Annotated in this window: 16 protein-coding genes; 14 read left to right on the top strand and 2 right to left on the bottom strand. The window is 70.9% G+C overall.

Going from position 1 to position 17,881, the window contains the following annotated elements; genetic code table 11:
• Window positions 1-19: 19 nt before the first annotated feature.
• The 4 genes from MRB58_RS04260 to crcB all read left to right on the top strand — a co-directional run bounded on the left by MRB58_RS04260 (window position 20) and on the right by crcB (window position 4,418).
• Complete coding sequence (locus MRB58_RS04260; protein ID WP_244780472.1) at window positions 20-1,462, top strand: Do family serine endopeptidase; 1,443 nt, start codon at window positions 20-22, stop codon at window positions 1,460-1,462.
• A 109-nt stretch (window positions 1,463-1,571) separates the two neighbouring features.
• Window positions 1,572-2,882: a replication-associated recombination protein A gene (locus MRB58_RS04255; RefSeq protein WP_244780471.1), complete on the top strand. Its 1,311-nt coding sequence runs from the start codon at window positions 1,572-1,574 to the stop codon at window positions 2,880-2,882.
• A 334-nt stretch (window positions 2,883-3,216) separates the two neighbouring features.
• Entirely contained in the window at window positions 3,217-4,047 is an 831-nt protein-coding gene (locus MRB58_RS04250; RefSeq protein ID WP_244780470.1) for a sterol desaturase family protein, read from the top strand.
• The gene (gene crcB / locus MRB58_RS04245; RefSeq protein WP_244780468.1) at window positions 4,044-4,418 is read left to right on the top strand and encodes a fluoride efflux transporter CrcB; all 375 of its coding nucleotides are present in this window, start codon (window positions 4,044-4,046) and stop codon (window positions 4,416-4,418) included. Before MRB58_RS04250 ends, crcB begins: the two co-directional genes overlap by 4 nt.
• A gap of 3 nt (window positions 4,419-4,421) precedes the next feature.
• Here crcB and MRB58_RS04240 read toward each other — a convergent pair whose 3' ends face one another.
• The gene (locus MRB58_RS04240) at window positions 4,422-5,051 is read right to left on the bottom strand and encodes a hypothetical protein (protein WP_244780467.1); all 630 of its coding nucleotides are present in this window, start codon (window positions 5,049-5,051) and stop codon (window positions 4,422-4,424) included.
• Window positions 5,052-5,168: 117 nt separating this feature from the next.
• Here MRB58_RS04240 and MRB58_RS04235 point away from each other — a divergent pair, with 117 nt between their 5' ends.
• The 3 genes from MRB58_RS04235 (at window position 5,169) to MRB58_RS04225 (ending at window position 7,793) form a co-directional block, all read left to right on the top strand.
• Entirely contained in the window at window positions 5,169-6,119 is a 951-nt protein-coding gene (locus tag MRB58_RS04235) for an RluA family pseudouridine synthase (RefSeq protein WP_244780466.1), read from the top strand.
• 138 nt (window positions 6,120-6,257) lie between these two features.
• Window positions 6,258-7,184: a LysR family transcriptional regulator gene (locus tag MRB58_RS04230; protein ID WP_244780465.1), complete on the top strand. Its 927-nt coding sequence runs from the start codon at window positions 6,258-6,260 to the stop codon at window positions 7,182-7,184.
• 114 nt (window positions 7,185-7,298) lie between these two features.
• Window positions 7,299-7,793 (top strand): PACE efflux transporter, encoded by a 495-nt coding sequence (locus MRB58_RS04225; RefSeq protein WP_244780463.1) that lies wholly within the window; start codon window positions 7,299-7,301, stop codon window positions 7,791-7,793.
• Here MRB58_RS04225 and MRB58_RS04220 read toward each other — a convergent pair.
• Window positions 7,744-8,919 (bottom strand): acyl-CoA dehydrogenase family protein, encoded by a 1,176-nt coding sequence (locus MRB58_RS04220; protein WP_244780462.1) that lies wholly within the window; start codon window positions 8,917-8,919, stop codon window positions 7,744-7,746. The genes MRB58_RS04225 and MRB58_RS04220 overlap by 50 nt on opposite strands.
• A gap of 191 nt (window positions 8,920-9,110) precedes the next feature.
• On the opposite strand from MRB58_RS04220, the gene MRB58_RS04215 reads away from it, so the two are divergent.
• The 7 genes from MRB58_RS04215 (at window position 9,111) to MRB58_RS04185 (ending at window position 17,819) form a co-directional block, all read left to right on the top strand.
• Window positions 9,111-10,256, top strand: coding sequence for a CaiB/BaiF CoA-transferase family protein (locus MRB58_RS04215; RefSeq protein ID WP_244780461.1), 1,146 nt, complete (start codon window positions 9,111-9,113; stop codon window positions 10,254-10,256).
• A gap of 231 nt (window positions 10,257-10,487) precedes the next feature.
• Window positions 10,488-11,375, top strand: coding sequence for an NAD(P)-dependent oxidoreductase (locus tag MRB58_RS04210; RefSeq protein ID WP_244780460.1), 888 nt, complete (start codon window positions 10,488-10,490; stop codon window positions 11,373-11,375).
• A 146-nt stretch (window positions 11,376-11,521) separates the two neighbouring features.
• Window positions 11,522-12,547, top strand: a complete 1,026-nt coding sequence (locus tag MRB58_RS04205; RefSeq protein WP_244780459.1) for a serine hydrolase — start codon at window positions 11,522-11,524, stop codon at window positions 12,545-12,547.
• A 103-nt stretch (window positions 12,548-12,650) separates the two neighbouring features.
• The gene (locus MRB58_RS04200) at window positions 12,651-13,676 is read left to right on the top strand and encodes a LacI family DNA-binding transcriptional regulator (protein WP_244780458.1); all 1,026 of its coding nucleotides are present in this window, start codon (window positions 12,651-12,653) and stop codon (window positions 13,674-13,676) included.
• 135 nt (window positions 13,677-13,811) lie between these two features.
• Entirely contained in the window at window positions 13,812-15,269 is a 1,458-nt protein-coding gene (locus MRB58_RS04195; protein WP_244780457.1) for an FAD-binding oxidoreductase, read from the top strand.
• The gene (locus MRB58_RS04190; protein WP_244780456.1) at window positions 15,262-16,758 is read left to right on the top strand and encodes a xylulokinase; all 1,497 of its coding nucleotides are present in this window, start codon (window positions 15,262-15,264) and stop codon (window positions 16,756-16,758) included. The genes MRB58_RS04195 and MRB58_RS04190 overlap by 8 nt, the downstream gene beginning before the upstream one ends.
• Window positions 16,758-17,819 (top strand): ABC transporter ATP-binding protein, encoded by a 1,062-nt coding sequence (locus MRB58_RS04185; RefSeq protein ID WP_244780455.1) that lies wholly within the window; start codon window positions 16,758-16,760, stop codon window positions 17,817-17,819. The genes MRB58_RS04190 and MRB58_RS04185 overlap by 1 nt, the downstream gene beginning before the upstream one ends.
• The last annotated feature ends 62 nt before the right edge of the window (window positions 17,820-17,881 follow it).

The raw sequence follows: 17,881 nt of genomic DNA, 5'->3' as shown, positions 1-17,881 counted from the left end.
GTCCAGCCGAAGGTGCCCGATGCGGTTCAACCGGTTCCTCCCGACCCTCGTCCTGCCGAAGGTCGTCCTTCCCGCCATCGTGATCGCGGCCGTCACCGGGTCCGGCCTCTCCAACGGCCATGCCCAGCCGGCCGGCGGCCGGGAGGCCGCGACCCCCGCCGTCCCGCAATCGCGGGCCGAGATCGCGCTGTCCTTCGCGCCGGTGGTGCGTGAGGCGGCGCCGGCGGTGGTGAACGTCTACTCGCTGCAGAAGGAGGTGGACCCGTTCTATTCGAACGACCCGATCCTGCGCCGTTTCTTCGGCCGGCAGCAGCCGCGCGGCGGCTCCGCGCTCGGTTCGGGCGTGATCGTCGACCCGTCCGGGATCATGGTCACCAACGCGCACGTCATCAAGAACGCGAGCGAGATCCGCGTCGGCTTCAACGACCGGCGCGAGGCGGCCGCCAAGCTCCTCCTGCGCGACACCCGTACCGACCTCGCGGTGCTGCAGATCGAGGGGGAGGGGCCGTTCCCGGTGCTCCCCTTCGCGCCGCCCGCCTCGCTGGAGACCGGCGACCTGGTGCTGGCCATCGGCAACCCTTTCGGCGTGGGGCAGACGGTGACGCAAGGGATCGTCTCGGCGACCGCGCGCACCCAGGTCGGGATCGCCGACCAGCGCTTCTTCATCCAGACGGATGCGGCCATCAACCCCGGCAATTCCGGCGGCGCGCTGATCGACATGGCGGGCCGGCTCGTCGGCATCAACACCGCGATCTACTCGCGCTCGGGCGGGTCCATCGGCATCGGCTTCGCGATTCCGGCGGAGATGGTGGAGCTGGTCGTCTCCTCGGCCAAGGACGACGGTGTGGTGCGGCGCCCCTGGTTCGGCGCCAAGCTGGAGACGGTGACGCGCGAGCTGTCGCGCCAGCTGGGGCTCGACCGGCCTGCGGGCGCGGTGGTGGTGGGGCTGGTCGACGGCGGCCCCGCCGAGCGCGCCGGCATCCGCGTCGCCGACGTGGTGACCGCGGTCGACGGCCTGCCCGTGACCGATACCGACAGCTTCGCCTACGCGCTCGCCACCCGCGGGACGGAGGGCGAGGCCGAGATCACCTTCCAGCGCGCCGCCAAGGCTCGCACCGTGACGCTGACGCTGGAGCGCCCGCCGGAGACCGAGCCGCGCGACACGCGGCGCATCGCCGGCCGCTCGCCCTTCGCGGGGGCGACGGTGGAGAACCTGTCGCCGGCGGTGGCCGACGAGCTGAACCTCGATGTCACGACGACGGGGGTTGTGATCGCGCGGGTCCGTGCGCGCTCGCCGGCCCAGCGGCTGGGACTGCGTCCGGGCGACATCGTCTTGAGAGTCAACGACGCGGCGGTGGAGACCACCGCCGACCTCGAGCGCGTGGCGCGGCGCCGCCTGCGCTATTGGGACCTCGCCATCGAGCGCGACGGCCGCCGCCTGAGCGTGATGCTGGGCGGCTGATGCGCCGGCGGCCCGCGACCGCCTCTTCATCCGATCCCGAGGTTGCCCTATTGTTCACGAGGCCGGCCGGCGACGTCCCGTCCGCCCTGCGCATACGGAAAGTGACCCTTTGACCGATCTGTTCGCCGCCTCCGGGCTCGAGAAGGCCGCGCCGCGACCGCTCGCCGACGCGCTTCGCCCGCAGAAGCTCGGCGACATCGTCGGCCAGCCGCACCTTCTGGGCGAGGACGGGCGGCTGACGCGCATGCTGAAGGGCGAGCGGATCGGCTCGCTGATCCTGTGGGGCCCGCCGGGCACCGGCAAGACCACGCTCGCCCGCCTGCTGGCGCACCATGTCCGCCTCGAGTTCGTACAGATCTCGGCGATCTTCTCCGGCGTCGCCGACCTGAAGAAGGTGTTCGAGACGGCGCGGGGGGCGCGCAGCGTCGGCCGCGGCACGCTGCTCTTCGTGGACGAGATCCACCGCTTCAACCGCGCGCAGCAGGACGCCTTCCTGCCGGTGGTCGAGGACGGCACCATCACCCTCGTCGGCGCGACGACGGAGAACCCCTCGTTCGAGTTGAACTCGGCGCTCCTGTCGCGGGCGCAGGTCCTCGTCTTCGAGCCGCTGGAGGACGGGGCGCTGGAGACGCTGCTGGCCCGCGCCGAGGCCGAGCGGGGGCCGCTGCCGGTCGAGGAGGATGCGCGCACCAGCCTCATCCGCATGGCCGACGGGGACGGGCGCGCCATCCTGACCCTGGCCGAGGAGGTCTACCGCGTCGCCGAGCCGGGCGAGACGCTGTCGGCCGCGGAGGTGCAGCAGATCCTCCAGCGCCGCGCCCCGGCCTACGACAAGGACCGCGACGGGCACTACAACCTCATTTCCGCGCTGCACAAATCGGTCCGCGGGTCCGACCCGGACGCCGCACTCTACTATCTGATGCGGATGATCGAGGGCGGCGAGGACCCGATGTTCCTGGCGCGCCGGCTGGTGCGGATGGCGGCCGAGGACATCGGTCTGGCCGACCCGCACGCGCTGACGCTGGCGATCGCCGCGCGCGACACCTACGATTTCCTGGGCACGCCCGAGGGTGAGCTGGCGCTGGCCGAGATCACCGTCTATCTCGCCCTCGCGCCGAAATCGAACGCGCTCTACAAGGCGTTCAAGGCCGCCCGCCGCTACGTCGCCGAGACGCCCTCGCTCAACCCGCCGAAGATCATCATGAACGCGCCCACCAAGCTGATGCGCACCGAGGGATATGGCGACGGCTACGAGTACGATCACGACGTTCCCGGCGGCGTGTCCGGCCAGAACTACTTCCCCGAGGCGCTGGAGCCGCAGCGCTTCTACCAGCCGACCGAGCGTGGCCGCGAGGCGGCGCTGCGCGCGCGGATGGAGGAGCTGAGCGCCATGCGCCGGCGTCGCCGCGAGGAGGAGTGATGCGCCGCATCCGTGATCTCCGGCTGCTCGGACGGGGGAAAGGCGACCCTGCTGGCGGCGCTCGCCGCGTGCGATCCGGAGCGGCGCCACGATTTCCCGGTACGCGGTCGCGGAATATCGGCGGCTCGTGCGCGCCTATCCCGCCGCGGGCTACCGCCCGGTGATCCTCCCGCGCGCGCCCGTCGCGGCACGGGCGGCGCTGGTTCCGGGCGAAATTGATGCCGCGCAAATCATCCAGGCTTGAACTGACGCAACTCTGATCGGCGCCGGCGCGGTTGCGTTCGGCGCGTGGTTGGACTTAAGCCGGTAGCGGCAGCAAGAAAGGTGTAACGCGATGCGTACTGTCTTGGAGTTTCTTGCCGTTTGGGCAGCCGTCTACGCGACCACCTTCGGCGCCTATCTGGCGTTCGGGGCGATCTTCAATTGGTATGCCTTCCGCCACCCCGAGCGGCGCATCCAGAAGAACCGCGACGGGCTGAAACGCCGCGGCAAGGAGATCCGCCAGTCGGCGTGGTCGCTGTTGGGCACCTGCTTCTGCCTGGCGGGCGGGCTCTATGCGCAGTATCGCGGGTGGACGCTGTTTGCGCCGCTCGAATTGTCGTGGTGGTCGGTGCCGCTGATGGCGGCGGTGTCGATCTGTGCGTTCGACACGTGGTTCTACTGGGGCCACCGGCTGATGCATTGGGGCCCGCTCTACAAGCACCACCAGTACCACCACCGCTCGGTCGCGCCGACGGTCTGGTCCAACTACTCCGACTCGATGCTGGATGCGCTGGCGATGCAGAGTTACTACCTGTTCGCGCCGCTGATCCTGCCGATCCCGCCGCTGGTGCTGATCGGCCACCGCGTCTACGACCATTTCAACGGCATGATCGGCCACTCGGGGTTCGAGTTCGCCGCCTCGAAGTGGACCCGGATCCCGTCGCCGATGGTGTGCACGCTGTTCCACGACCTGCACCACTCCAAGTTCAACTACAACTACGCCAACTTCTTCTCCTTCTGGGATCGCGTCTGCGGCACGCTGCACACCGGCTACGACGCGGGCGTGGAGCGGTGGGAGACGCTGCCGGACGGCGGCGTGCCGGAGCGCAAGTCCAAGGCGGAGCGCGCGGCGGTGGGCGCCTCGGCACCGGGCGTCGGCGCGGCGGCGACGCCGGCCGAATGAGCCCGCTCGCGGCCAGTCTCTGCGTCGCGATCGGCGGGGCGACGGGGGCGCTCGGCCGCTTCTGGGCCAATATCCTGATCACCGGGTTCGCCGGCGCCGCGCTCCCCTATGCGACCTTTGCCGTCAACGTCCTCGGCTCGTTCCTGATCGGCGTGCTGGCGACGCTGCTGTCGGGCCGCATGGCGCTGACGGCGCTGGTGGTGACGGGCGCGCTCGGCGGCTTCACCACCTTCTCCACCTTCTCGATCGAGACCGTGCGGCTCATCGAGGACGGCCGCTGGGTCGCGGGGCTGGGCTACGCGCTGGCGAGCCTCGTCGCGTGCGTGGTGGCGGCGGCTGCGGGGATCGCCGCGGTGCGCGCCGCCCTCTGAGGCCTACCGGGCGTCCGCCCGCTGCGAGGTGACCGAGAACCCCGTGAACGCGAAGGTGCCGATGCCGGCGGCGATGATGCCGGTGGCGCCGTCGCCGGCCATGTCGGCCTGCATGGTGCCGAGCCGCTTGCCGTTGACGACCATCGTCACCGTGGCGCCCTCTTCCTCGAGTGCGAGGCGATAGGGGCCTCGGCCGAATTTGGACGCGGCGATCTGCGCCAGGCGCTTCATCCCCCCGGTGCTGCGGCGATAGAGGCCGATGCGCTCGCCGCTCTCGATCACCAGCATGAAATAGGTCTTGGTCTCGGGGTCGAACCCGTAGAGGAGACCCGCCAATGCCGGCCCCGTGCCGCGCGGCTCGACGCTGACGTCGACCTCGACGGTGCGGGCGCCCTTGGCCTCGCCTGCATTGACGTAGAAATAGCGCACCGCGTTCTCTTCGGTGCGGTTGGTCATGGTGAAGCCGGTCGCGGTGGACCGGGCGGTCCACGGCCCGTCGGTCTGCGCCTCGGGCAGGATGGTGGTGAGGGCGCCCATCGGCCCGGCGGCCTTTTGCGCTGTGACCGGATGGGCGAGGGGGACGAGGGCGGCAATCACCAGCGCGGCGAGGGCGCGCCTGTGCATCGATCGCATGGTTGACCTCCTGCTATCGACGGTGGCCGCGCGGGCCACCATGTTGCATGGACCCTATGCGATGTGACGTGCCGCGTCACCGCGACGCCCGGTTGCGGGCTCTCGAGGAGGTATTCAATGGCCGAGGCGCAGGTATCCCACGTCGAGGTGGACCCCGACGACGAGGGGATGCGGCTCGACCGCTGGCTGCGCCGCTCGTTCCCCGAAGTGCCGCTCGGCGCGCTCTCGAAGATCGTGCGCACAGGCCAGCTGAGGGTCGACGGGGCGCGTGCCAAGCTCGACACTCGCCTCGCCGCCGGGCAGAGCGTGCGCCTTCCGCCGCAGATGACGATGCCGGCACCGGCCGGCTCCCTGGGCGGGGAGGCGGCGGCGTTGGAGGCGATGGTGATCCACCGCGACGATCATGTCGTGGTGCTGAACAAGCCCTACGGCCTCGCCGTGCAGGGCGGTTCGGGCCTGTCGCGCCATATCGACGGGATGCTGGAGGCCTGGCGCGACCGCAAGGGCCGCAAGCCCCGCCTCGTCCACCGGCTCGACCGTGACACGACCGGCCTCCTCGTTGTGGCGCTGACCCGCAGTGCGGCCGCCGCGCTCGCCGAGTCCTTCAAGGGCCGCGACGCGCACAAGACCTATTGGGCGCTGGTGCGGGGCCACCCGGTGCCGGAGGAGGGTCGCATCTCCACCTGGCTCGGCCGCGATCCGAACGACGGCGAAAAGATGGCCGTCCTGCCGCAGAAGACGAAAGAGGCGGTGCGCGCCACCAGCCTCTACGAGACGCTCGACCGCTCCGGCCAACTCTCGCTGCTGCGCCTCTCGCCGGTGACGGGCCGCACCCATCAGCTGCGTGTCCACTGCATGCACATGGGCGTGCCGATCATCGGCGACCCGAAATATTTCAACATCGAGAACTGGGCGCTGCCCGGTGGCATCCAGAACCGCCTGCACCTCCACGCCCGCCACATCGAGTTGCCGCACCCGGCGGGCGGCACGCTCAGCGTGACTGCGCCGGTTTCGCCGCATTTCAGGCAGAGCCTGACGGTGCTTGGCCTGTCGCCCGAAGGGGGCTGAGGCGGCCGCGCCGACGGCCTTGCGGCGTGCGACAGGTGCGGCGGGCGTATAAAGGGAATAAGATCGCCGCGCCGCCGCCGCCGACGGTGCGGCCATCCAGAACGGGGCGCACGGCCCCGCGAACGTAGGGCGGACTCCTTGGACCTCAGGCACCTGAAATACTTCCTGGCGATCGCCGAGTCGCGCTCGATCTCGGTGGCCGCGCACACGATCGGCGTCGCGCAGCCGTCGCTGTCGCAGCATCTGCGCCGCATGGAGGAGGAGCTGGGCGTGCGCCTGGTCGAGCGGTCTCCCCGCGGCACGATGCTGACCGAGGAGGGCGAGGTGCTGGTCGAGCATGCGCGGCGCATCTGCGGCATGCTGGACGACTGTATCGAGGAGATGCGCAGCCTGTCGGGCGAGGTGCGCGGCACGGTGGCGTTCGGCATCCCGCCGTCCGCTGCGATGGCGATGTCGGTCCCGCTGGCCGAAACGGTGCGGTTGGAGCTGCCGCACGTGCGCCTGCGAGCGATCGAATCGATGAGCACCTACATCAAGTCGTGGATCGACGACCGCACGGTCGACCTCGCCATCGTCTACGACCTGGAGAACGCCGACCACCTGAAGGCGACGCACCTCGTCAGCGAGGAGCTCGATTTCATCTCGGCGCCCGACAGCTGGCCGTTCGATACCGCTCCCGGCACCCCGGTCCCGTTCAAGATGCTGGAGAACGTGGAGATGATTCTGCCCTCCAACGGCCTCCGCCGCACCATCGAGCGCTACGCCCGCGAGCACGGCGTGACGCTGAACGTCGTCATGGACATGGACGCGATGACGCAGATCAAGGAGCTGGTGGCGCGCGGCTCGGGCTACGCGATCTTCGCCCCGGCGGCGACGCAGGACCTGGTGCTGCGCGGCGACCTGGTGCGCGCGCGCATCGTCGACCCGGTGCTGACGCGCCCGGTCCACCTCGTCAACCACCGCGACGTGGTGCTGAGCCGCGCCGGCCGCGCGGTCGAGGCGATCACACTGAAGGTGGTGCGCGAGCTGGTCAGCCGCGGGCTGTGGGAGGGGAGCGTTCCCTAAGCCGCCCGTCCTTGAACGGGGCGGCCGGCCCGCCTAGGTAGAGCCCCGGCGAGGACGACCTCCCCATCGCGGGTCGGCGAGCTCGGGACGACCCGAGCCCAGTGGAAGGTCAACATGCGAACTCTTGCCGATCGTGTCCGGCACGCGATCCTCTTCGAAATTCTCGGTCTCGTCATCGTCACGCCGCTGGGCGCGCTCGCGTTCGGCCTGCCGCTGCACCAGATGGGTGTCGTGACGCTCGTCTGCGCGCTGATCGCGATGGCGTGGGTCTTCGTCTTCAACTACCTGTTCGACGTCGCGATGCAGAAGATTCGCGGGACGACGCAGAAGAACATCGCCATCCGCGTCGGCCACACCATCCTGTTCGAGGTCGGTCTGGTGGCGATGCTGATGCCATACATCGCGTCCTATCTCGGCGTCTCGCTGTGGGAGGCGTTCGTCATGGACCTCGCCTTCTCCGGCTTCTACATGGTCTACGCGTTCGTCTACAATTGGGGCTACGACCGGGTGTTCCCGGTCGCCCCCCGCGCGCAGCCGGGCCGGCCCGATGCCGCCCCGCTCAGCCCTTCCCGTACGACTTCGGCAACCCCAGCACCTGCTCGGCGATGAAGCAGAGGATGAGGTTCGTGGAGATCGGCGCGATCTGGTAGAGGCGCGTCTCGCGGAACTTGCGCTCCACGTCATATTCCTCGGCGAAGCCGAAGCCGCCGTGGAGCTGAAGGCATGCCTCGGCCGCCTCCCAGCTGGCGTCCGCGGCCAGCATCTTGGCGGTGTTGGCCTCCACCCCCGGATTGTGGCCCGCGTCGTACATGGCGGCGGCGCGGTAGACGATCGCCTCCGCCCCCATCAGGTGCGCGTGGGCCTTGGCGAGGGGGAACTGCACCCCCTGGTTGGCGCCGATGGGCGTCCCGAAGACGACCCGCTCGCGCGCATAGTCCGACCCGGTTTTCAGGAACCACTTGGCGTCGCCGATGCACTCGGCGGCGATCAGGATCCGCTCGGAATTCATGCCGGAGAGGATATAGCGAAAACCTTTGCCCTCCTCGCCGATCAGGCTCGACGCCGGGATCACCGCATTGTCGAAGAAGATCTCGGTCGTGGCGTGGTTGATCATCGTGCGGATCGGGCGGATGTCGACCCCGTTGCCGCGCAGCTCGCGCAGGTCGATGAGGAAAACCGACAGCCCGTCGGTGCGCTTCTCGACCTGATCGGCCGGGGTCGTGCGGGCGAGGAGCACCATCAGGTCGGAATGCTCGGCCCGGCTGATCCAGATCTTCTGGCCGTTGACGATGTAGTTGTCGCCTTCACGCCGGGCGGTGGTCTTCAGCGCCAGCGTGTTGGTGCCGCTCGTCGGCTCGGTCACGCCGAACGCTTGTAGGCGCAGCGACCCGTCGGCGATGCCGGGGAGGTACTGCGCCTTCTGGGCGTCGCTGCCGTGCCGCAGGACGGTGCCCATGGTGTACATCTGCGCGTGGCAGGCGGCGGCGTTGCAGCCGTTCTTGTGAATCTCCTCCAGGATGACGGCGGCGGCCGTCAGCGGCAGGCCCGAGCCGCCGTACTCCTCCGGAATCATCGCGGCGAGGTATCCCTCGCGGATCAGCGCGTCGACGAAGTCCTTCGGGTAGGCGCGGTTGCGGTCCAGCTCCTGCCAGTAGGGGCCGGGGAAGCCGGCGCAGACGCTGGCGACACCTTCGCGGATGTCGGCATAGGCGGCGGTGGGGTCAAACTCGTCCATCTCGTTCCTGCTCGGGTGCTGGGCTGCTGGCGCGGGGCGTATGTGGCAGCCCTGCCGCCGCCCCAGAAGCCTGGGCGGCATGCTTGCTGCCATAGCGTGGGTCTATAGCAGCGCGCGGGGCCCGTCCCCTTCCGGCCGCACGCCGGCGTGTGCCAAGTTCTCCGCACGTCGGCGAAGAGGGGAAGCGTCATATGGCGGGGGATCTGGATGGCCTTCTGGTCGTGTCGGTCGAGCAGGCGGTGGCGGCGCCGTATCTGTCGTCACGGCTGGCGGAGGCGGGCGCGCGGGTCATCAAGGTGGAGCGCCCCGAGGGCGACTTCGCGCGCGGCTACGACCGGCTGGTCGAGGGGCAGAGCGCCTATTTCGTCTGGCTCAACCGCGGCAAGGAATCGGTGTGCCTGGACCTGCGCCAGGACGCGGACAAAGCCGTCCTCGAGGCGCTGATCGCGAAGGCGGACGTCTTCATCCAGAACCTCGCGCCCGATGCGATCGATCGGCTGGGCTTCGCGCCGGCGCGGCTGCGCGCGGCCTATCCGCGCCTGATCACCGTCTCGATCTCCGGCTACGGCGACGAAGGCGAAATGCGCAAGGCTCGCGCCTACGATCTCCTCGTCCAGGCCGAGACGGGGCTGGTGACGATCACCGGCAACCCCGCCGGCCCGGCCCGCGTCGGCGTTTCGGTGTGCGACATCTCCTGCGGGATGACGGCGCACCAGGCCGTGCTGCAAGGCCTCTTCGCGCGCGAGCGGACGGGCGAGGGGCGGCACATCGCCGTCAGCCTCTACCACGCACTCGCCGACTGGATGAACGTGCCGTACCTGCAATACGTCTACGGTGGCGTGACCCCCCGGCGCGACGGCCTGCACCACCCGACCATCGCCCCTTACGGCGCCTATGCCGGGCGCGACGGCAAGGAGGTGCTGTTCGCGATCCAGAACGAGCGCGAGTGGGTGCGGCTGTGCGAGGAGGTGCTCGGCCGGCCCGAGATCGCGGTCGACCCGCGGTTCGACAACAACTCGGCGCGGGTGGAGAACCGCGCCGCGCTGAACGCTGTGATCGACGCGGTGTTCGGCGCCGCCGACCGGGACGAACTGGCCGCGCGGCTGACGACCGCGAACATCGCCAACGGCCGCGTCAACGCCATGGACGACCTCGCCGCCCATCCGCAGAACCGCTACGTGACGGTGGAGACGCCGGCTGGCCCCGTGCGTCTGCTGGCGCCGGGGGCAACGGTCGACGGCGAGGTGGCGGCCGCCGGCGCGGTGCCGGCGCTGGGCGCCCACACCGAGGCGGTCCGCCGCGAGGTGAGGGACGGGGCGGGCGCGCCGGCCGAGTAGGCGGCGGCGCGAGCGGGGGCGAGCGGGCGCGGGAGGGCGCTGCGGCGACCATGGTCCGGCGCGGCGAAACCTGTGCGGCCGGGAGCGGGCCATCGCCGTGCGGGCGCAAATTGCGCTATCACCCCTCCCGCGGCCGGCAGCTTGGTTCCGGTCGGGGCAGTACCGTCGCCTGGGTGGCGGCGGCCCGGGCGGGTGCGTGGCGGCCCCGCTCCGGCATCAATGGGAGCCAACATGCTAGACCACGACACGAACGACGCCGTTATCGCGCTCGTCGGCTTCGGCGAGGCGGCCAACGCGTTTCTCGCCGGTTGGGGCCTTGGTGGCAGCGGCCGCGTCCGCGCCTTCGACATCAAGACCGAAGACCCCGCGACCTCGCCCAAAATGCGCGCCCACTACACCGCCGCCGGCGCGCTGGGCGCGGACACGCTGGCCGATGCGCTCGAAGGCGCCGATCTCGTCTTCTCGCTGGTGACGGCGGACCGCGCGCTCGATGCCGCGCAGGCCGCGGCCCGCACCATCGCCCCCGGCACCTTCTACCTCGACGGCAATTCCTGCGCGCCGACCACCAAGCGCACCGCGGCCGAGGCGATCGACGCGGCGGGCGGTCGGTATGTGGACGTCGCGATCATGGACGCCGTCTTTCCCAAGCGTCACCACACGCCGCTGCTTCTGGCCGGAGCCTCCGCCGACGCCGCCGCCGACGTGCTCGCCGCGCTCGACATGCGCGCCACCGTCGCCGGTGAGACGGTGGGCGACGCGTCGACCATCAAGATGATCCGCTCGGTGATGATGAAGGGCATGGAGGCGCTGACGGCCGAGTGCGTGCTCGCCGCCACCAAGGCCGGCGTCGCCGACCAGGTGCTCGAATCGCTCGGCAAGTCGGACCAGGGCCGGAACTGGCCGGCGCGCGCGGCCTTTAACCTCGAGCGCATGATGGTGCACGGCAGGCGCCGCGCCGCCGAAATGCGCGAGGTCGCCAAGACGCTGGAGGCGCTCGGCATGCCGAGCGACATGGTCCAGGCGACGATCGGCTGGCAGGAGAAGGTCGGCACGCTGGGGCTCGACGGCGGCGAGGCGGACGTGGCGCAGCGCGCCGGCCGCATCCTCGACGAGATGTGAGCGACGGCGGACGGGCCGGGCAGCCCGTCAGGCGGCCGGCGCGGCGCGAGACCGTGCGCGCGTGTCGCGTCAAGGCCGGGGGACGGGCGCGCTATGATGCGCCGGCCCCTGCCGGGGCGCCTCGCCGTCCCGCCCCGGAGTGTCCCATGAGCGTCCTCGCCTTCGACCGTCGCACCGTGCTGGCCGGTCTCGCCGGCAGCCTCGCCGCGCCGCACCTCGCCCTCGGCGCCGGGCAGGCCGACGACGAGGCCTTCGCCGGCCTCGCCGTGGCGGCGGCCGAGCTGGACCAGCTGCACAGCATCGTCGTGGTCCACGAGGGGGTGACGCGGTTCGCCCGGGCCTTCCGCGGGCCGGGGCTGGAGCGGCTCGCCAACGTCAAGTCCGTCTCCAAGTCGATCGTCGCGCTGCTCGTCGGCATCGCCATCGACCGAGGCCACATCGCCGGCCCCGAGGCGCGCCTGGGCGAGCTCATCGCGGCGCTCATCCCGGCCGAAGCCGATGCGCGGGTGCCGGACATCACGGTGGCGGACCTCCTCACCATGCGGGCGGGGTTGGAGCGCACCTCCGGCCCCAACTACGGCGCCTGGGTCGGCAGCGGCGACTGGCTGCGCGACGCACTCGCACGGCCCGTGGTGGTCGACCCCGGAACGACGTTCCAGTACTCGACCGGCAGCTACCACATCCTCGGCGCGGTGTTGTCCCAGGTCACCGGCGAGAGCCTGCTGGCGCTCGCCCGCGCGTGGCTGGGCGCGCCGCTCGGCATCGAGATCCCGCCGTGGACGCGCGATCCGCAGGGCCGCTACATGGGTGGCAACAACATGGCGCTGACACCCCGCGCGATGGCGCAGATCGGCGAAGCGGTCCGCCTGCGGGGCACCGTCGGCGAGGTGGACGTCGTCCCGGCGGCGTGGATCGAGGCGTCGATGGTGCCGCGCACCCGTTCGCCCTTCTCGGGTGACGCCTACGGCTACGGATGGTTCCTGACCGCGCTCGGCGGCACGCGCGCCGCTTACGCCCGCGGCTACGGCGGACAGATGATCTACATCCTGCCCGACGCCGCGCTGACGGTGGCGATCACCTCCGACCCCACGCGACCGGCCCGCTCCGAGGGCCATGTGGGCGACCTCAACCGCCTCGTCGCCGCGCAGGTGCTGCCCGCCGTCGCCGGTTGAGACGGTCGCGGCGGGGAAACCGGCGGCGCAATGTTGCGGCCCCCGCCGCATTGCCCAATGTTATGGCGCCACAAGCTCGGCACGAAGTTGCTGGACCGCGCCATTGAACACCAAGAAGCCCGCCTCCGGTCCCACCACCCTGCGGGACGTCGCCGCCGCGGTGGGGTGCGACGTCTCGACTGTGTCGCGCGTGCTGCAGAACAAGGGCCGCGTCGGTGCGGAGACGCGCGCGCGCATCCTCGCCGTCGCGGGTGAGCTGGGCTACCAGGGCAACCCCGTGGCGCGGGCGCTGAAGACGGCGCGCTCCTCCACCATCCTCATGGTGGTGCCACAGATCGAGAACCCGATCTTCGCCTCCGCCATCATCAACGCCGAGATCGAGGCGCGCGTCTCCGGTTATGCGCTGCTGGTGGCCTACGACCAGGGCGGCGCGGGGGCGAAGATCATCGAGGACATCTCGCGCTCATCGATGATCGAGGGCGTCGTCATCGCCAGCTACGACGACGACGACCGCATGCGCCAGACCTTGGCGAGCACGGACCGCCCGCACGTCATCATCAACCGCGTGCTGCCGGGCGACGCCCACTGCATCGCCATGGACACGCAGAGCGCGGCGCGCATCGGCACCGCGCATCTGATCGGCCTGGGTCACCGGCGGATCGGGCACCTCGCGGGCCGGCTGGGGCGGTTCAACGGCGAATCGCGCCGCCGCGGCTGGGCCGACGCGATGGCGGCGGCGGGGCTCGCGGCCGAGGAGGACCTCGTCGCCGAGGCGCGCTACGACCCCGACCGGGTGCCGGCTGCGGTGGACGCGCTGCTGGCCGCCGGTGCCACCGCGATCCACGCCGCGACGCTCCTCACCGGTGCCGCCGCCATCGCCCGGCTGCACACGCTGGGCCTGCGCGTGCCGGACGACGTCTCGGTCGTCACCATGCACGACGACCTCCTCGCTCGCGTCGTCTACCCCGACGTCACCACCGTCGCGCTGCCCACCGAGGAGATGGGCCGCGCCGCGGTGAAGCGGCTCGTCGGGCAGATCGAGGGCACCGCCGGGGAGGGGGAGGGCGTCGTCCTGCTGGCGCCGGGCGAGCTGATCGTGCGCGGGTCCGCCGCACCGCCGAAGTCCTAGAACGAGGGTTGACATGAACGCCGTGTGACGGCATCAACCGCCTTGAGCAAACGTTTGCGCAAGCGATGATCGCCCGGACGTTGCACGCTCGAGAGACAATCGACGCTCGTAAAGGGCGCAGGGAGGAGTTTGGCGTTGAAGGATCACAACCTCGCCGCCGCATGCGCCGCACTGATCGGCGCGGACCATGTCCTGACCGACGAGACCGCGCGCGACGGCTACGCCCACGACCGCCTGCCGTATGCCAACTTCCGGGCTCGCGAAGGGGCCCGCGTCGGCACGCTGCCGGGCATGGTCCTGCGGCCGCGCACCACCGAGGAGGTCGCCGGCCTCGTGCGCCTCGCCGCTGAGGCCGACCAGCCGGTCATCCCCTACGGCAGCGGCTCGGGCGTGTTGGGCGGGATCATCCCGCTCGGCGGCGAAGTTATGCTCGACATGCAGCGCATGGACCGCATCCTCGAGGTGGATACCGAGAACCGCCTCGTCACCGTCGAGGCGGGGATGAACGGCGGCGCCTTCGAGGAGGCGCTCAACGCGCAAGGCTTCACCTCCGGGCACCTGCCGCAGTCGCTCACCATCTCGACCGTCGGCGGCTGGGCGGCGTGCCGCGGCGGCGGCCAGGAATCGAGCCGCTACGGCAAGATCGAGAACATCGTCGTCGGCCTCAAGGCGGTGTTGCCGGACGGGCGTGTGATGGAGGTGCGCCCGCTCCCCAAGCGCGCCACAGGCCCCTCGATCCTCGACCTCATCGTCGGCAACGAGGGGACGCTCGCGGTCATCACCGAGCTGACCTTGCGGATCTGGGCGCTGCCGGAGGCGGAGGAGGCGCTGGTCTTCGCGCTGCCGGACCGCGCCGCCGCGCTGGGGCTGGCCAAGCGGGTCATGCAGGCGGGGCTCCACCCGCGCATCGTGCGCCTCTACGACGAGAAGGAGACCAAGGGCCGCGTCGTCGGCATCGGTGAATTCGTCGAGCGTCCGGTGATGGCCAACATCGTGCTCGCCGGCGAGGCGCCGATCGTCGCCGCCGAGGCGGAGGTGGTGCGCAGCTTCGCCCGCGACGTGGGCGCGGTGGAGACCGTGCGCGCACCCTTCGACGCCTGGCGCGACCACCGCTACACGTCGATCACCAAGCAGTGGCTCGACAAGGGCTACTACAACGACACCATCGAAGTGACGGTGAACTGGACCGAGGCGGCGGCGCTCTACGACACCATCGCCAATCAGGTCGCCGCGCTGCATCCGGAGGCGCACTTCAGCGCCCACTGGAGCCACGTCTACCCGGAGGGCGTGTGCCAGTACATGACGCTGCGCCTGCCGCCGATGCCCCAGGCCGAGGCGCTGCCGATCCACGAGAAGATGTGGGCGATCGCCACCGGCGAGACGCTGGCCCACGGCGGCTCCATCGCCCACCACCACGGCAGCGGCCTCTTCCGCGGTCCGTGGATGGACGGCGAGCACGGCGTCGGCATGGATCTCCTGCGCCTCGTCAAGAAGGCGATCGACCCGCAGAACCTCTTCAACCCCGGCAAGCTGGGCCTGCCGCCGCGGCCGGGCGCGGTCGATCCGTACAGGGACCGGCGTGCCAATGTCTGACGCGCTGCTCCTCGGCATCGATCTCGGGGCCGGGTCGCTCAAGTCGACGGTGATTACCGCCCGCGGCGAGGTGGTGGCCAACGCCTCCGCCCCGGTAGAGACGCTGACGCCCAGGCCCGGTCACAGCGAACAGGATCCCGCCGGCTGGTGGGCGGCGCTCGTCACCACGCTCGCGGCGCTGTGGGCGGAGGGCGTCGACCCCGACCGCGTCGTCGCCCTGTCGCTCACCGCGGGCGCGCACACCTCCGTGCTGGAGGATGCGTCCGGGGCCGTGCTGCGTCCGGCGATCATGTGGAACGACGCGCGTTCCGGCGCCCAGGTCACGCGCGGCCGCGAGGCGGCGGGGGCGGAGATCCTCGCCCTGTCCGGCAACCGCATCAGCGCCACGTGGACCTTGCCCCAGCTCATGTGGCTGGCCGACGAGGAACCGCGTGTGCATGAACGGATCGCCCGCCTGCTGCCGGCCAAGGACTGGCTGCGCCGCAAGCTCGACGGCAGCACCGCGACCGATATCACCGACGCCTGGGGTATCATGCTGGCCGACGCGACGTCCGGCGGCTGGTCGCCCCGGCTGTGCGCGCTCGCCGGCATCGACCCGGCGGTGCTCCCCGCCATCGTCGGCTCGACCGATGTCACCGGCACCGTCACCGCCGCGGCCGCCGCGCAGACGGGGCTCAGGGCCGGAACCACGGTCATCTGCGGCACGTCCGACACCAACGCCGAGACCTATTCGGCGGGGATGACGCGGCCCGGCATCGGCGCGCTGAAGCTCGCCACCGCGGCCACCGTGTCGACCCTGACGACGACGCCGGCCTTCTCCGACGACGTCATCCACTATCCGCACCTCGTACCCGGCCACGCCTACGCGATCACTGCGACCAACTCCTGCGCCTCGGCGCACCGCTGGCTGCGCGACGCCCTGTTCGAGGACATCGGCTTCGACGGCATGGACAGGAAGGCGCAGGCCGCGCCCGCGGGCTCGGACGGGCTGCTCTTCCATCCCTACCTTTCCGGCGAGCGCAGCCCCTATTGGGATCCGGACCTGCGCGCGTCGTTCGTCGGCCTCGGATTCGCGCACAAGGCGAGCCACATCTGCCGTGCGCTCTACGAGGGCGTCGCCTATTCGCTGCGCGACTGCCTCGAGGTGCTGCGGGGGCGCGGCATCGGCTTCACCACGGCGCGGCTCGTCGGCGGGGGGACCCGCTCGGCGCTGTGGCGGCAGATCATCGCCGACGTCACCGGCCTCACCATCGAGGTGCCGGCTGAGGGGGACGCCTCGTTCGGGGCGGCGCTGATCGCGGGGATCGGCGCCGGCGTCTTCGCGGATACGGACGACGCCGCCAAGGCGATCCGCGTCGACGAGACGTTGCAGCCGAACGCCGCCGACGCCGCCGTCTACGATGCCGGCTTCGCGCTGTTCCGCGAGGCGGCACAGGCGCTGACCCCGGTCAACCACGGCCTCGTCGCCGCCGCGCGGGGGGCTCGCTGATGGCCGACGTCGTTCTCAAGAGCCTGCGCAAAGCCTACGGCCGTGTCGTCGCAGTGGAGGGGGTCGATCTCGAGATCGCCAAGGGGGAGCTGATCGTGCTCCTCGGGCCCTCCGGCTGCGGCAAGTCGACGACGCTCAGAATGGTGGCGGGGCTGGAGACCATCACCGCCGGCCAGCTCTTCATCGAGGGGCGGGACGTCACCCGGCTGGAGCCGAAGGACCGGGACATCGCGATGGTGTTCCAGAACTACGCGCTCTATCCGCACAAGACGATCCGCAACAACCTCGCCTTCGGCCTCAAGATGCGCGGCATGGCGAAGGACGAGATCGCGCGGCGGGTCGACGCCGCGGCCGAGATGCTGGACATCACGCACCTTCTGGAGCGAAAGCCCGGCCAGCTCTCCGGCGGGCAGATGCAGCGCGTCGCCCTCGGCCGTGCGCTGGTGCGCGATCCGGCGATCTTCCTCCTCGACGAGCCGCTCTCCAACCTCGATGCCAAGCTGAGAGCCCGCATGCGCGAGGAGATCGCGCTGCTGCAACGGCGGATCGGCAAGGCGATGCTCTACGTCACCCACGACCAGACCGAGGCGATGACGCTGGCCGACCGCATCGTCATCATGCGCGACGGTCACGTGCAGCAGATCGGTTCGCCGCTCGCCGTCTACGACCGGCCGGCCAACGCCTTCGTCGCCGGCTTCATCGGCTCGCCGGAGATGAACCTCGTCCCGGCCGAGATCGTGGACGGGCGCCTCGTGCTGGGGGACGGCGTGACATTGGCCGCGCCCGCGGGGGCGGCCGGCGGCCCGGTCACCGCCGGCGTTCGCCCGGAGGCGCTGACGCCGGGCGAGGAGGGCGCCCCGCTCGAGGTGCGCGGCATCGAGCAACTCGGCTCGCAGACGCTCTTCATCGGCGAACTCGGCGGCCACCGCGTGCGCTCGATGACCGAACGCCGCGACGATATCGCCCTCGGCGACACGATCCTGGTCTCGGCGAAGCCCGCCGCGATCCACCTCTTCGACCAAAGCAGCGGCGAAAGGCTCGGCACGGCGCCGACCGACTGACGACACGCCGCCTGAACGAACAACGAAGACCGCGGACCACGCGGAACGAACGGGAGGACAAA

The organism is Acuticoccus sp. I52.16.1, from assembly GCF_022865125.1.
Lineage (GTDB): Bacteria > Pseudomonadota > Alphaproteobacteria > Rhizobiales > Amorphaceae > Acuticoccus.
Note: the sequence above shows the minus strand (reverse complement) of the source record. Positions and strands in the feature narration are given on the sequence as shown.

Coding starts and splice junctions, on each gene's coding strand:
- MRB58_RS04235 (WP_244780466.1), top strand. CDS start 5,169: ATGGCCGAGGCGCAGGTATCCCACGTCGAGGTGGACCCCGACGACGAG.
- MRB58_RS04205 (WP_244780459.1), top strand. CDS start 11,522: ATGAGCGTCCTCGCCTTCGACCGTCGCACCGTGCTGGCCGGTCTCGCC.
- MRB58_RS04240 (WP_244780467.1), bottom strand. CDS start 5,051: ATGCGATCGATGCACAGGCGCGCCCTCGCCGCGCTGGTGATTGCCGCC.
- MRB58_RS04185 (WP_244780455.1), top strand. CDS start 16,758: ATGGCCGACGTCGTTCTCAAGAGCCTGCGCAAAGCCTACGGCCGTGTC.
- MRB58_RS04220 (WP_244780462.1), bottom strand. CDS start 8,919: ATGGACGAGTTTGACCCCACCGCCGCCTATGCCGACATCCGCGAAGGT.
- MRB58_RS04250 (WP_244780470.1), top strand. CDS start 3,217: ATGCGTACTGTCTTGGAGTTTCTTGCCGTTTGGGCAGCCGTCTACGCG.
- MRB58_RS04210 (WP_244780460.1), top strand. CDS start 10,488: ATGCTAGACCACGACACGAACGACGCCGTTATCGCGCTCGTCGGCTTC.
- MRB58_RS04225 (WP_244780463.1), top strand. CDS start 7,299: ATGCGAACTCTTGCCGATCGTGTCCGGCACGCGATCCTCTTCGAAATT.
- MRB58_RS04260 (WP_244780472.1), top strand. CDS start 20: ATGCGGTTCAACCGGTTCCTCCCGACCCTCGTCCTGCCGAAGGTCGTC.
- MRB58_RS04215 (WP_244780461.1), top strand. CDS start 9,111: ATGGCGGGGGATCTGGATGGCCTTCTGGTCGTGTCGGTCGAGCAGGCG.
- crcB (WP_244780468.1), top strand. CDS start 4,044: ATGAGCCCGCTCGCGGCCAGTCTCTGCGTCGCGATCGGCGGGGCGACG.
- MRB58_RS04190 (WP_244780456.1), top strand. CDS start 15,262: ATGTCTGACGCGCTGCTCCTCGGCATCGATCTCGGGGCCGGGTCGCTC.